15 protein-coding genes are annotated in these 12,669 nt (G+C 48.0%); 6 read left to right on the top strand and 9 right to left on the bottom strand.

Annotated features, from left to right (window positions below; genetic code table 11):
• The first annotated feature begins 89 nt into the window (after nucleotides 1-89).
• The 3 genes from ACN0UY_RS01865 to ACN0UY_RS01855 all read left to right on the top strand — a co-directional run bounded on the left by ACN0UY_RS01865 (nucleotide 90) and on the right by ACN0UY_RS01855 (nucleotide 2,053).
• Nucleotides 90-689 (top strand): LON peptidase substrate-binding domain-containing protein, encoded by a 600-nt coding sequence (locus tag ACN0UY_RS01865; protein WP_417665118.1) that lies wholly within the window; start codon nucleotides 90-92, stop codon nucleotides 687-689.
• Between the two features lie 118 nt (nucleotides 690-807).
• On the top strand, nucleotides 808-1,389 hold the full coding sequence (locus tag ACN0UY_RS01860) for a sigma-70 family RNA polymerase sigma factor (RefSeq protein WP_246013874.1): 582 nt from the start codon (nucleotides 808-810) through the stop codon (nucleotides 1,387-1,389).
• Complete coding sequence (locus ACN0UY_RS01855; protein WP_417665117.1) at nucleotides 1,382-2,053, top strand: ChrR family anti-sigma-E factor; 672 nt, start codon at nucleotides 1,382-1,384, stop codon at nucleotides 2,051-2,053. The genes ACN0UY_RS01860 and ACN0UY_RS01855 overlap by 8 nt, the downstream gene beginning before the upstream one ends.
• A 62-nt stretch (nucleotides 2,054-2,115) precedes the next feature.
• Here the strand turns inward: ACN0UY_RS01855 and ACN0UY_RS01850 are convergent, their stop codons facing one another.
• The 7 genes from ACN0UY_RS01850 to thrS form a co-directional block, all read right to left on the bottom strand.
• Complete coding sequence (locus ACN0UY_RS01850; protein WP_417665116.1) at nucleotides 2,116-2,412, bottom strand: integration host factor subunit alpha; 297 nt, start codon at nucleotides 2,410-2,412, stop codon at nucleotides 2,116-2,118.
• A gap of 3 nt (nucleotides 2,413-2,415) precedes the next feature.
• Nucleotides 2,416-4,803 carry a phenylalanine--tRNA ligase subunit beta gene (gene pheT / locus ACN0UY_RS01845; RefSeq protein ID WP_417665115.1) on the bottom strand — a complete coding sequence of 796 codons (2,388 nt, stop codon included), beginning with the start codon at nucleotides 4,801-4,803 and terminating at the stop codon, nucleotides 2,416-2,418.
• Nucleotides 4,804-4,818: 15 nt separating this feature from the next.
• A complete protein-coding gene (gene pheS, locus ACN0UY_RS01840; RefSeq protein ID WP_417665114.1) occupies nucleotides 4,819-5,799 on the bottom strand; it encodes a phenylalanine--tRNA ligase subunit alpha in 981 nt (326 codons plus the stop codon).
• Nucleotides 5,800-5,926: 127 nt separating this feature from the next.
• Nucleotides 5,927-6,280: a 50S ribosomal protein L20 gene (gene rplT, locus ACN0UY_RS01835; protein ID WP_128351415.1), complete on the bottom strand. Its 354-nt coding sequence runs from the start codon at nucleotides 6,278-6,280 to the stop codon at nucleotides 5,927-5,929.
• 18 nt (nucleotides 6,281-6,298) lie between these two features.
• On the bottom strand, nucleotides 6,299-6,496 hold the full coding sequence (rpmI, locus tag ACN0UY_RS01830; RefSeq protein ID WP_128351414.1) for a 50S ribosomal protein L35: 198 nt from the start codon (nucleotides 6,494-6,496) through the stop codon (nucleotides 6,299-6,301).
• 97 nt (nucleotides 6,497-6,593) lie between these two features.
• Nucleotides 6,594-7,142 carry a translation initiation factor IF-3 gene (gene infC, locus ACN0UY_RS01825; protein WP_281277713.1) on the bottom strand — a complete coding sequence of 183 codons (549 nt, stop codon included), beginning with the start codon at nucleotides 7,140-7,142 and terminating at the stop codon, nucleotides 6,594-6,596.
• Nucleotides 7,143-7,154: 12 nt separating this feature from the next.
• The gene (gene thrS, locus ACN0UY_RS01820) at nucleotides 7,155-9,071 is read right to left on the bottom strand and encodes a threonine--tRNA ligase (RefSeq protein ID WP_417665113.1); all 1,917 of its coding nucleotides are present in this window, start codon (nucleotides 9,069-9,071) and stop codon (nucleotides 7,155-7,157) included.
• An 85-nt stretch (nucleotides 9,072-9,156) separates the two neighbouring features.
• Here thrS and ACN0UY_RS01815 point away from each other — a divergent pair, with 85 nt between their 5' ends.
• Both ACN0UY_RS01815 and ACN0UY_RS01810 read left to right on the top strand, forming a co-directional pair.
• The gene (locus ACN0UY_RS01815; protein WP_417665112.1) at nucleotides 9,157-10,062 is read left to right on the top strand and encodes a DMT family transporter; all 906 of its coding nucleotides are present in this window, start codon (nucleotides 9,157-9,159) and stop codon (nucleotides 10,060-10,062) included.
• A 100-nt stretch (nucleotides 10,063-10,162) separates the two neighbouring features.
• Nucleotides 10,163-10,372, top strand: coding sequence for a CPXCG motif-containing cysteine-rich protein (locus tag ACN0UY_RS01810; protein ID WP_417665111.1), 210 nt, complete (start codon nucleotides 10,163-10,165; stop codon nucleotides 10,370-10,372).
• Here ACN0UY_RS01810 and ACN0UY_RS01805 read toward each other — a convergent pair.
• Nucleotides 10,369-10,905: a hypothetical protein gene (locus ACN0UY_RS01805; protein WP_417665110.1), complete on the bottom strand. Its 537-nt coding sequence runs from the start codon at nucleotides 10,903-10,905 to the stop codon at nucleotides 10,369-10,371. The genes ACN0UY_RS01810 and ACN0UY_RS01805 overlap by 4 nt on opposite strands.
• 14 nt (nucleotides 10,906-10,919) lie before the next feature.
• Nucleotides 10,920-11,531 (bottom strand): riboflavin synthase subunit alpha, encoded by a 612-nt coding sequence (locus ACN0UY_RS01800; protein WP_417665109.1) that lies wholly within the window; start codon nucleotides 11,529-11,531, stop codon nucleotides 10,920-10,922.
• 25 nt (nucleotides 11,532-11,556) lie between these two features.
• Between ACN0UY_RS01800 and ACN0UY_RS01795 the strand changes: the two genes are divergently transcribed.
• On the top strand, nucleotides 11,557-12,582 hold the full coding sequence (locus tag ACN0UY_RS01795; RefSeq protein ID WP_417665108.1) for a DUF3080 family protein: 1,026 nt from the start codon (nucleotides 11,557-11,559) through the stop codon (nucleotides 12,580-12,582).
• Nucleotides 12,583-12,669: the final 87 nt, after the last annotated feature.

The raw sequence follows: 12,669 nt of genomic DNA, 5'->3' as shown, positions 1-12,669 counted from the left end.
AAAATTGCTACAAAAGTTCACCCTAAATGAATCCATTTCACCGTAAACCTCGTAAGTTCAACAGTGAAAATAACGAGGTAAAATTCAGTATGTCTGATGCGCAGCAAACTATTCCACTGTTTCCTTTGTCCGGCCATATATTGCCCGGCGGAACCATGCGCTTGCGCATTTTTGAGCCGCGTTACGTGCGTATGGTAAAAGAGTCGTGCAATGGCACCAACTGCCGACCTATCGGTATGTGTATGTTAAACGACCAAGGTAATACTGGCAGCAATACACACATACATCCAATCGGTACTGCGGTGACTATCGTCGATTTTGAACAATTACCTGATGGCTTGCTCGGCATTACAGTAGCTGGCAAGGGTTTATTCCGTATTACGGACATGAATGTAGAAGAAGACGGCTTGCGCGTTGGCCATTTTGAAGACCACCCGGTATGGCCGTCACAACCTCTTAGTAATGATGACACGTTCTTAGCGGAACAGTTGGTAGAGATTTACAAAACCTATCCCGAATTGGCTGTGGATTATACCGATGAACAGTTGAAGCAAGCCGATTGGGTGTGCTTACGTTGGTTGGAATTAATTCCGGTCGGTGCACAAACAAAGCAAGAATTATTACAGAACCCGAGCGTCGAAGGCACATTAACATTTTTACGTGATTTAGTGGAAGCAAGCCAAGAATAAACAATATCTGGTGATCCGCTAAAGTTTATTGCGCGTAAAAGAGAGTAATTGTTGAATATCCCAGTGGGTATAACTTACTATGCAGACAGCAACTGACCTAATAACAAAACGGAAAACTATGCCTTCTGCGCAGCCGGATAATCCGGAACATGCTGCCGATCTACTCGCGAAGATAGCTTCAGAGCAATCACGCGCTGCATTTAGCGAATTATTTCGTTATTTCGCGCCACGCCTGCAAGCATATGCAACGCGTCAATTCGGTAACGAGCAAACTGCTATGGACCTGGTTCAAGAAACCATGACGAACGTGTGGCACAAAGCACACTTGTTCAAGCCTGACCGCGGTTCTGCAGCTACTTGGATATTCACCATTGCCCGTAATATCCGCTTTGATTTATTGCGTAAGAACAAACACCGTCAAAACGATTTAAGTGCCGATGATTTGTGGCCTGTGTTAGCTGAGCAAAATGACTCGCTTGACGACGATTACGCACTGGACAACGACTTACTAATGCAGCAACTTGCTGTGTATTGTGAGCAGTTACCCAAAGCACAACGGACCGTGATAGAGCTGATTTACGTTGAAGGCAAATCGCAGCAAGAAGTTGCCGATGCCCTTGAAATTCCGTTGGGTACGGTAAAGTCTCGCACCCGTTTAGCATTACAGAAGTTGAAAGAGTTGATAAAGCACGATGATTAAATTCCATCCTTCAGAACAGCACTTAGTGCTCTATACCGCTGGCGAATTAAGCCCTGCCATGTTGATGATGGTTGGAACGCACGTTGATATGTGCGCGCACTGCCAATCACATGTTCAGGACATTGAAGAACAGATGGCCAGCAAACTGTTTGGTGACAACGAGCAGTTGGCTCGCCGCGCTAGCTTCGACGAGCAGCAAATGTTGCAGGCGATATTTAATTCGCAAGCACCTGCTGCCTCTGTACCAATAGCGGCGAACGATAGTTTATATCTTGAAGGGCAACGCTTTGCGTTACCGCCAACCTTAGCACGTAACCATCATCACATTGGTGAATGGAGCCGACTGCCGGGTAAACTATGGCGTGCTCCGGTTCGTGTCGGTGGTGAAGAAATGCTTAACTTCATTTACATGGCAGAGCATGCGTCACTTCCTGAGCATACACACAAAGGTAACGAAGCCACGCTGGTAGTTAACGGTGTGTTTAACGACGAGCACAATGAATACCGCGACGGCGACTTCATGTTATTGGACGGCAGCCACAAACATTCGCCGGCCACCCAAAATGAAGACTGCTTAACCATCGCTGCGCTCGAAGGTCCGTTACATTTTACAACGGGCTTAAGCCGATTGCTTAACCCTTTCAGTAGCTTATTCTTTAAATAATAAGCACTGTCGCAAAAACAAAAAAGCCGCTCATAGAAGCGGCTTTTTTATATTACTTTCGCTTATTCAGAAGTCTTCGCATGGCTAACACGCTGCTTAAGCTTCTGACCAGGGCGGAAGGTAACCACCCGGCGCGCAGAAATTGGAATGTCTTCACCCGTTTTTGGGTTACGTCCCGGTCGTTGGTTTTTGGTGCGTAACTCAAAGTTACCAAAACCAGAAAGTTTCACCTCTTCCCCACTTTCCAGAGAACGTCTAATTTCCTCAAAGAAGTTTTCGACCAGATCTTTTGCATCACGTTTATTCAAACCAAATTTTTCGAACAAATGTTCCGCCATTTCTGCTTTGGTCAGCGCCATAGCTTACTCCCTTAGGGTTGCCCCGAATTCAGATGTGAGCATTTCAACCACAGCGGCTACCGCTGCATTGATTTCGTTGTCTTCAAGAGTGCGCTCTGGATGTTGCAGTGTCAACGATAAGGCTAAACTGCGATGCCCATCGGCTACGCCAGCCCCTTGATATACATCGAATAAGTTTAGGCCAACTAAATGATTTACGCCAATATTTTCAATTGCCGCGATAATTTCGCCTGCTGCAATGGTATCTTTAGCCACAATTGCTAAATCACGGCGAATTGACGGGTACTTTGAAATCGGCTGTGCCTGCGGCACGTAGCGCTGTTGTATCGCTGCGAGCTCCATTTCAAACACAAAGGTACGGCCATTCAAACCAAGTTTTTTCTCAAACTGTGGATGCACTGCGCCAATGTAACCTACCCGTTTATCACCACGGAAAATGGCCGCCGACTGGCCTGGGTGAAGTGATGGGTGCAAATCTGCTACAAAGCGAAACTCATGCGCAGCACCCGTGAGTGCTAATAAGGCTTCAACGTCACCTTTGATGTCGTAAAAATCTACCGCACGCTCACCATCACTCCAGTGCTCAGCATGGGCTTTACCCGCGCGGATGCCGGCGATCATCGGCTGTTGTACCACACCATTTTCGGCTTGTTCATCTGGCAAGAAACGTAATCCCGTTTCACAAAATGCCAAACTCTGCTGCTGACGCTTCTGGTTATGCGCAACAGCACCGATAAGGCCTGGCCACAGACTTACGCGCATAGACGACATGTCGACTGAAATTGGAAACGGTAAGGTTAACGCAGCTGTTTCATCAAACAACATGGCTTGATGTTTCGGGTCTACGAAGCTATAGGTAATTGCTTCTTGGTAGCCGCGATCAATCAACGTGTTTTTGAATATGCTGGCGGTCAATTGCGCTTCTTGACGCGGTATCATCCGCAACTGTGCAGCAGGTGCCGCCGCTTCAATACGGTGGTAGCCGTAAATTCGCGCAACTTCTTCAATCAAATCTTCTTCAATGCTGATGTCAAAACGGAACGTTGGTACCGTTACATCCCAACCGGCATCGGCAACCGCCACGGTAAATTCGAGGCGTTGTAAAATCTCAGTCACTTCATTGGCAGCGATATTGATGCCCAACACGCGTGCCAAACGTTCCGCACGCAAGGTCACCTGTGCAGCTTGCGGCAGGTGTTCATCTGATTTTGCTTCAACAATTGGGCCAGCTTCGCCACCACAAATTTCGAGTAAGAGCGCGGTGGCACGTTCCATCGCTGTACGTTGCAATTCTGGGTCTACACCACGTTCATAGCGGTGCGATGCGTCGGTATGCAAACCAAACCGACGCGCGCGGCCAGCAATGGTATCTGGGTCAAAAAATGCACTTTCTAAAAATACGTTGGTGGTGGTTTCCGTCACACCACTGCCTTCGCCACCAAAAATACCCGCCATTGCTAAAGCTTTCGCTTCGTCAGCAATGACTAGAACGTCGTTTTGCAAGGTTACTTCAGTGCCGTCTAACAACGTCAGTTTTTCGTTGGCTTCAGCCATACGCACATGCACTGTGCCTTGCAGCTTATCGTTATCGAACGCATGCATGGGGTGACCCAGCTCAATCAACACGTAATTGGTGATATCAACGACTGGGTCAATGCTACGAATGCCACTGCGGCGTAAACGCTCTTGCAACCACAACGGGGTGTCAGCGTTTAGGTTAATGTTACGAACAATACGGCCTAAATAACGTGGGCATGCAGCAGGTGCATCAAGCACCACGGCACGTTCGTCATCATGAACAGCGGGTACGTCTTTAATTTCTGGCTCAGTCACTTCCAAACGGTTTAACACGCCAACTTCACGAGCAATACCACGCACACCTAAACAGTCAGCGCGGTTGGGGGTTAAATCAACATCCAAAATTACGTCGTTAAGGTCTAGGTAGTCACGATAGTCTGTGCCCACCGGCGCATCAGCTGGCAGCTCAATGATACCATCGTGGTCATCACTTAAACCCAACTCTGAGTTAGAGCACAACATGCCGTGTGAGGGCTGACCACGCAACTTCGCTTTCTTAATTTTAAAATCGCCAGGTAATACTGCACCCACAGTTGCCACAGCAACCTTAAGCCCTTGACGGCAATTTGGTGCGCCACAGACAATCGTTACCGGCTCACCGGTACCTAAATTCACTTCGGTAACTTGCAGTTTATCGGCATCAGGGTGCTGCCAACATTTGACAACTTCGCCAACCACTACGCCCGAAAACACTTCAGCCACCGGCTCAATGCCGTCAACTTCAAGACCCGCCATACTCAACTGCTCTGACAACGCTACGCTATCAAGTGCAGGATTGACCCAGGTACGTAACCACTGTTCACTAAATTTCATCTGCTTACCCGGCTTTTAGTTGAATTGTTTCAAGAAACGCACGTCATTTTCAAAAAATGCGCGCAGGTCATTGACGCCATAGCGGAGCATAGTTAAACGCTCAACGCCCATACCGAAAGCAAAGCCGGTATACTTTTCGCTATCAATACCAACGGCTTGTAATACACTTGGGTGCACCATGCCGCAGCCTAAAACTTCCAGCCATTTGCCGTCTTTACGGCGCACATCCACTTCCGCTGAAGGTTCTGTGAATGGGAAATAGGATGGACGGAATCGTACTTCCAACGCTTCTTCAAAAAAGTTAACCAAAAAGTCTTCTAAAATCCCCTTCAATTGGGTGAAGCTCACGTCGGTGTCAACCATCAAACCTTCCACCTGATGGAACATTGGTGTGTGGGTTTGATCGTAGTCATTACGGTACACGCGGCCCGGCGAGATAATGCGCAGCGGCGGCTGTTCCTGTTGCATGGTACGAATTTGAACGCCTGAGGTTTGCGTTCGTAGCATGGTTGTTGGGGTAAAATAGAATGTGTCGTGATCTGCTCGCGCCGGATGGTTGGCTGGAATATTCAAGGCATCGAAGTTGTGAAAGTCATCTTCCACTTCAGGGCCTTCAACGGTACGGAAACCTAAGTCACCAAAGAACGCTTCAATGCGCTGAATGGTTTTGGTAACCGGGTGAAAGCCACCTACTTGCGCCCGACGGCCCGGAAGGCTCACATCGATACGCTCTGCGGCGAGCTTTTGTGCCAGCTCAGCCTGCTTTAATTCGTTATTACGCGCGTTGATAAGCTCTTGTACACGCTGCTTCGCATCATTAATCGCTTGGCCAGCGGCTGGACGCTCTTCGGGGCTTAATTTACCTAGGCTTTTCAACTGTTCTGTAAGTTGACCTTTTTTACCCATGTAATCAACCCGAACTGCATCAAGTTCTTGCGGGGTGGTTGCCGTAGCAACGGCTGCTTCAGCGGCAGCTACAATGTCAGATAACGCCATGATCGTCCTCAGTTATGACCAACGCGGTTTCGCTTTGCTTTCGTCAAAATATCAAAGTGCTCAATGATACCGAAAAAGCATAAAAAAAGGGAGCGATTACGCTCCCTTTTTCAACTTTTCAACTTACTTACAGAGAGCCTTTCGCTTTCTCTACCAACGCAGCAAAACCGTTTTGGTCATGAACAGCGATGTCAGCAAGGATTTTACGATCGATTTCTACAGATGCTTTTTTCAAGCCATTGATAAAGCGGCTGTATGACAAACCGTTTTGACGCGCTGCAGCGTTGATACGAACAATCCACAATTGACGGAATTGACGTTTCTTCGCACGGCGGTCGCGGTATGCGTACTGACCTGCTTTGATAACTGCTTGCTTCGCTACGCGATAAACACGTGAACGAGCACCATAATAACCTTTCGCCTGCTTCAGGACTTTCTTGTGACGCGCGCGCGCTGTCACACCACGTTTAACTCGTGCCATTTGCTATCTCTCCTTCCCTTACGCGAATGGTAACATACGCTGAACTAAGCCTACGTCAGACACGTGCACCATGCTTTTCGCACGTAGGTGACGTTTCCGCTTCGAGCTCTTTTTGGTCAGGATGTGACGCAAATGAGACTGTTTACATTTAAACCCGCCTGAAGCGGTTTTTTTGAAGCGCTTCGCTGCGCCTCGTTTCGATTTCATTTTCGGCATGAAAATAACTCCGCATTGTTAACAACAAGTGTAACAGGGTGAGTTTGGTTGTTGCTGGCAAATTGCCATCAATAACCGCCCTACTTGCAAACCACAGTTACTTCTTAGCAGGGGCCAGAACCATAATCATCTGGCGACCCTCAGCACGTCTTGGGAACGATTCGCAAGTTGAGATTTCGGCTAGGTCATTCTTAATGCGCTCTAGCAATTCGATACCCAACTCTTGGTGTGCCATTTCCCGGCCACGGAAACGGATAGTGACTTTAGTTTTGTCACCTCCCTCCAGAAAGCGAGTCAGGTTGCGCAGTTTTACCTGATAATCGCCCTCGTCAGTTCCAGGACGGAATTTAACTTCCTTAACCTGGATCTGTTTCTGGTTTTTCTTTTGCTCTTTCGCGTTCTTAGCTTTCTCGTAGAGGAACTTACCATAATCCATCAGACGACAAACTGGTGGCTCCGCATTCGGGCTAATTTCCACCAGATCAACACCAGCAGCTTCCGCTGCCTCAAGAGCTTCTTGAATACTCACGACACCAATCTGTTCAGCTTCCACGCCAATTAATCTTACCTCTTTGACGCGAATATCTTCATTGATACGATTTTTGTCCGCAGCTTTCTGAGTTCTTTTTCCGCCTTTAATGGTCATTCCTCCAGTCAATTAACTAATCTTGCGGCTGTTTACTTCGTCGCTAAGTTCTGCAATAAATTGCTGCAACCCTTTAACACCGTGGTCTTCACCGCGACGAGTACGCACCGCAACCGCTTTGTTCTCGACTTCTTTATCGCCGACAACCAACAAATATGGAACACGTTTTAAAGTGTGCTCGCGGATTTTAAAGCCTATCTTCTCATTTCTCAAGTCAGCAATGGCTCTAAATCCAAGTTTATTCAATTCTTTTACCGTTTCGATAGCATAATCACGCTGATTATCGGTAATATTCATCACCACAACCTGCGTTGGCGCCAGCCAAGTTGGGAAATAACCCGCATATTCTTCAATAATAATACCCATGAAGCGTTCAAGCGAGCCCAATATAGCACGGTGTATCATCACCGGCGTGTGGCGTTCGTTGTCTTCGCCAACATAAGTTGCACCTAATCGGCCTGGCAACGCAAAATCGAGCTGCACAGTACCACACTGCCATGCACGACCGAGACAGTCATGCAAAGTAAATTCAATCTTCGGACCATAAAAAGCGCCCTCACCCGGCAAGTATTCGAACTCAATGCCGTTGTTCTTCAGTGCGTCAGCTAATGCTTGTTCAGCACGGTCCCATGTCGCGTCATCACCCAAACGTTCTTCTGGGCGGGTTGACAACTTCACCACGATGTCTTGGAAACCAAAAGTTTTATAGGTTTCATAGACCATCTTAATACAGCCACTGACTTCTTCTTGCACTTGCGCGTCGGTACAGAATACGTGCGCATCGTCTTGCGTGAAACCGCGCACACGCATCAAACCGTGCAAAGCACCTGATGGTTCATTCCGATGGCACGAACCGAACTCGGCCATACGCAATGGTAAGTCACGGTATGACTTTAAACCTTGATTAAATATTTGCACGTGGCCTGGGCAGTTCATTGGCTTAATCGCATACTCGCGATTTTCTGATGCTGTCGTAAACATCAGCTCTGAGAATTTCTCCCAGTGACCAGAACGCTCCCACAACACGCGGTCCATCATGAGTGGACCTTTTACTTCTTGGTAGTTGTATTCACGAAGTTTTTCGCGAATAAACCGCTCAAGTTCTAGGAATACAGCCCAACCATTATTATGCCAGAACACCATGCCCGGCGCTTCTTCTTGCCAATGGAATAAGTCTTGCGTTTTACCAATTTTACGGTGATCACGCTTTTCAGCTTCTTCCAAACGCTGCAAGTACGCTTTTAATTGCTTTTTATCAGCCCAAGCAGTGCCGTAAACGCGCTGCAACATTTTGTTGTCAGATTTACCGCGCCAATAAGCCCCTGCAACTTTCATAATTTTGAAATGTTGGCAAAAGCGCATGTTCGGTACGTGTGGCCCACGGCACATATCCACGTACTCTTCATGATGGTACAAACCTGGACGATCATCTTTGCTGATATCGTCATCCAGGATTTCAATTTTGTACGGTTCATGGCGGCTGACAAAGGTTTCACGTGCTTCAGCCCAGCTCACCTTGTTCTTAACCACTTCATATTCAGTTTTTGCCAGCTCAAGCATGCGCTTTTCTAGAGCTTGCAAGTCATCTGCAGTTAACGTGTGTTCCATATCAACATCGTAATAAAAACCGTTGTCGATAACCGGACCAATCGCCATTTTCACATCTGGGAACATTTGCTTCAGCGCATGGCCAAGCAAGTGCGCACAGGAGTGACGAATAATGTGAACACCATCGTCATCTTTTGGCGTAATGATCTGAACGGTTGCGTCGTCGGTAATTAAGTCACATGCATCAGCCAGTTCGCCATTAATGCGACCAGCAACTGTTGCTTTGGCCAAACCGGGGCCAATATCTAGAGCAACATCGAGAATAGATACAGGTTTATCAAATGTACGTTTACTACCGTCGGGAAGCGTTACTACAGGCATGAATTTGTCCTTTTCACAGTGGTGGCACCTACCAAGTGTCACTTGTTATTTTAGAAAGGCCACACTATAGCGTATGATGCCCGCCATGGAAAGCCTAGTCACCTCTTTGATTGGTCCAATTGCGGCTCTTACAGCGGCATTATTTTGGGCGCTTGCGACGCTACTTTATAGTCAGGCGGGTAGTTTTTTGTCCGCCAGCCAATTGAATTTGGTCAAAGGCGTTATCGCATGTCCACTATTGCTGCTTGCGGGCTGGTTCACCGGTCAACTGGTTGCGCTGGAAGGCAATACCGCCACTTACTTGCTATTAGCCAGCGGCGTTATCGGTATTACCTTGGGTGACACCCTCTATTTTTCTGCGTTACGTCGTCTGGGCCCATGGCACACCATGCTGCTGGAATATCTGGCGCCCCCTTTTGCAGCCTTGTTGGCGTGGATAGTGTTGTCACAGGGCATGCGTGGTTATGAGATTTTGGCTGCGCTGGTGATTATCTTCGGAATTTTTGTGGTGATAAGTGAAAAGCCACGCCATGCCGAGCGCGTTGCGCTGAGTGCTAGCGGCATAGCCGCCGGTGTCGGCGCCGCACTCTGTCAGGCGCTTGGCCTGGTAATGTCATTTCATGCGCTGCAAGCGTTTGATATGAACCCGCTCAACGCAGCACTGCTGCGCCTGCTAGCGGGTACCGTTGCACTAACTATCGCGCTGCTGGTGTTACGCCCCTCATTAATTGGCACCACGCGTGCAGCACTTCGCCATACCTCTATTCCTTGGCTGCTTACCGCCATTGTTATGGGTACTTTCTTGGCTATTTGGTTACAACAAACTGCCATTGCCTATATCAACCCAGGCCTCGCACAAACCCTTTTAGCTACCGCACCGCTGTGGCTCATTCCAATTCAATGGTTACGCGGTCAAGCGCTTTCCGCACGCAGCATAACCGGGGCACTCATTGCAGTGGCCGGAATTTCACTGTTATTTGGAATTCAATAGGTTAGATAAAACCGCGTTAAATTGAGGTCAAATCACAAGCAATTTCTGCAATCTTAGCCATACTCATAATAACGGTTCACACGCATCAGGAGGCTTACTTATGAATGCGGATAAACTTTACGACGCTGGCCTAAGCTGTCCCTATTGTGGGCATCATATACACGTAAGCATTGACGCTTCGGCAGGCGATCAGGATTACCAAGATGAGTGCCGCGCTTGCGGCGCAGACATTCACTTACTCGTCAAACTCGACGAAGTGAACGACAAAATCTTAGTGCGTGTGGCCAGCGACGACGAAAACTATTATTAACGTTTCACGACTTCAACCGGCATTTCAGCCAGCCGCTGTAGCAATTGCTTATGGCGAAACAATGGCCACCATTCGTAGAGAAATATTTGTAATGGTTGCCACATGGCCACCCAACAGACAATGAGTAACCCTTCCGAGACGAAGTCTAACGGTTTCGATTGTGGAAAATAGTGTTGAAGCGCATCGCTTGCTCCAAAGCAAACCACCAAAAATAGAAGACCTACTAATAAGCTAAAGCGCCCACGCCGCATAAGACGGCTAAACTCTTGGCTTGCACGCCCTACACTTGCCGTGAAATAACTCTGTACGGCGTCACTTACTCTCAATTGAGCCCGATCGATATCAGCGACCTCGGCAACAGTAATGTGTAACTTAAACGCACCTTGACTTGGGTGTTCTTGCGCCCAACTCAAAATAAAGTCTTCTGCAGCAGGGTCAAGGTCGCGTCCAACAAAAGGCGACGGATCAAGCGAATTGAAAAGCTGCTCTACGGTGCTTAACTGAAGCTTGATGATATGTTCATTATTGCCCACACCGCGTTACCTCGTTAATTTGAGCTCGCTGCACGTTGCCGTAACACACGTTCGACTGTTTCGACAATTGTCATCGTTTGTTGATCGAACTCAAGGTTAACCATTTTAGCATGCTCCAAATTGGTTAAGCGCAGCGTTTCTGGAATTAAATGTAAGCTAAAACGGTTACTTTCTACCTGCCCTACGGTCAAACTGGCACCATTTACGCTAATGAAGCCTTTCGGCAACACATACGCTTGAAACTGCGCTGGAAACTCAATCCATAACGCTAAGTTATCTGCACTTTGTTCACGCTTCACAATCGTGCCTAGTCCATGAATATGGCCTGACACATAATGCCCACCCATTTCATCGCCAACTTTCAACGAACGCTCAAAGTTAACCGTATCGCCCACGGCTAGCCGACTGAGGTTGGTTAATCGTAATGTTTCATCAATAATGTCAAAGCTTACCGTGTCTTCAGTAAAAGCAACTACGGTTAAACAGCACCCGTTAATTGCGATGCTGGCACCCAGCGCAACCTGCGCAAGATGTTCCGGCGCAACCTTCACGGTTAACTGACGGAAGTTAACACGGTCGTTAAGCTGGGCAACGGTGGCTTGAGTTTGTACAATTCCTGTGAACATCGATTCTTCTTTTAAGGCTATTGGAATGCGACGAATTGTAACGTTAAACGCCTTTCTTGGCTATATAGCCCTGTTTATGGTGAGTGCCTGTAGCCCAGCGCCAACAGGCTTGCATCAGTTGCATGACTATCAACAGCGCGTTGCCAATACGCTGGCTGTTGCGCCTATAATTTATGATCCTTTGACAGCGCTGCGCGCCCCAACCGCGCGTGATGTGCAGTTGACGATACCAAGGTTGCAGCTGTCATTGCTGGATTCCATGCGCTTGGACACCTGCAAGGCGGGACAACTGATCGCGGAACGCAATAGCGCCCTTGGCCGACTTGAAGCCGGCATGATGCGCTATTATAGCGACCGTAAGCTGTTAGCTGCGCTCTATGAATGCAGCACGGAGCTGGCCCAAGATAATCCGGATTTAGCGGCGCGTGTACTGGAACAGGCTCAAGCTAAAGCCCAACTTATGCCCCTGTTGCTACTGCAAGCTCTAAGCAACGATAAGAGTGTTCGTAACGTTGTGTCGATGGCCGACAGGCCGCTGGCAGTTGCCGACAGCAGTATTCTTGCCACGCGAATTGATTCACTCAATACGGTGCTGCGGGTTATCAACACTGATGCGGAGCTTCCCAACGAAGCTGAGCTTTCGACGGCGCTTGAACAACTTGAAAAAGACCGCTACATAGCGCAACTTTGGCGCGCATTGCAGGAAAACAGAAAGTACTTGCAGCAACTCCAACCGTTAGTCGCCGAAATGAGTGCTCCGGCTGGATGTTTGAGTGCTGGGGTACCCAACCGGGCACGTGTTTTGAGGCAAGTGTTTATCAGTACGTTTTCGGGGCCAGTACAACAGCACATTGGCGAACTGACACGACAAAGTCGGCAACTAACACCGTACTTAGAAGCCTTAGCTGCTGCTACCAACGCCGCTGAAATATGGCAAGAGCATCTGCGGCAAATTGGCACACTCGATGATCAATTGATTGACGCTACCCGTAATCACGTTGAGTATTGGCAGCAATTCTTTGCGGACTGTAATTTTGAACCCGGAGCTTAGTGTAAGCGAATACACCTAAGCAGTTGGCGAACACGTAGAATTATGATAGCTTATTGATAACAATTCTCATTTGTATATGGGTTTTAA

Source organism: Pseudidiomarina sp. (assembly GCF_048268165.1).
In the GTDB taxonomy this organism is placed as follows: domain Bacteria; phylum Pseudomonadota; class Gammaproteobacteria; order Enterobacterales; family Alteromonadaceae; genus Pseudidiomarina.
Note: the sequence above shows the minus strand (reverse complement) of the source record. Positions and strands in the feature narration are given on the sequence as shown.

Bases quoted from the DNA above. Each gene is read 5' to 3' on its own strand.
- ACN0UY_RS01865 (WP_417665118.1), top strand. From the start codon at position 90: ATGTCTGATGCGCAGCAAACTATTCCACTGTTTCCTTTGTCCGGCCAT.
- ACN0UY_RS01860 (WP_246013874.1), top strand. From the start codon at position 808: ATGCCTTCTGCGCAGCCGGATAATCCGGAACATGCTGCCGATCTACTC.
- ACN0UY_RS01855 (WP_417665117.1), top strand. From the start codon at position 1,382: ATGATTAAATTCCATCCTTCAGAACAGCACTTAGTGCTCTATACCGCT.
- ACN0UY_RS01850 (WP_417665116.1), bottom strand. From the start codon at position 2,412: ATGGCGCTGACCAAAGCAGAAATGGCGGAACATTTGTTCGAAAAATTT.
- pheT (WP_417665115.1), bottom strand. From the start codon at position 4,803: ATGAAATTTAGTGAACAGTGGTTACGTACCTGGGTCAATCCTGCACTT.
- pheS (WP_417665114.1), bottom strand. From the start codon at position 5,799: ATGGCGTTATCTGACATTGTAGCTGCCGCTGAAGCAGCCGTTGCTACG.
- rplT (WP_128351415.1), bottom strand. From the start codon at position 6,280: ATGGCACGAGTTAAACGTGGTGTGACAGCGCGCGCGCGTCACAAGAAA.
- rpmI (WP_128351414.1), bottom strand. From the start codon at position 6,496: ATGCCGAAAATGAAATCGAAACGAGGCGCAGCGAAGCGCTTCAAAAAA.
- infC (WP_281277713.1), bottom strand. From the start codon at position 7,142: ATGACCATTAAAGGCGGAAAAAGAACTCAGAAAGCTGCGGACAAAAAT.
- thrS (WP_417665113.1), bottom strand. From the start codon at position 9,071: ATGCCTGTAGTAACGCTTCCCGACGGTAGTAAACGTACATTTGATAAA.
- ACN0UY_RS01815 (WP_417665112.1), top strand. From the start codon at position 9,157: ATGGAAAGCCTAGTCACCTCTTTGATTGGTCCAATTGCGGCTCTTACA.
- ACN0UY_RS01810 (WP_417665111.1), top strand. From the start codon at position 10,163: ATGAATGCGGATAAACTTTACGACGCTGGCCTAAGCTGTCCCTATTGT.
- ACN0UY_RS01800 (WP_417665109.1), bottom strand. From the start codon at position 11,531: ATGTTCACAGGAATTGTACAAACTCAAGCCACCGTTGCCCAGCTTAAC.
- ACN0UY_RS01795 (WP_417665108.1), top strand. From the start codon at position 11,557: ATGCGACGAATTGTAACGTTAAACGCCTTTCTTGGCTATATAGCCCTG.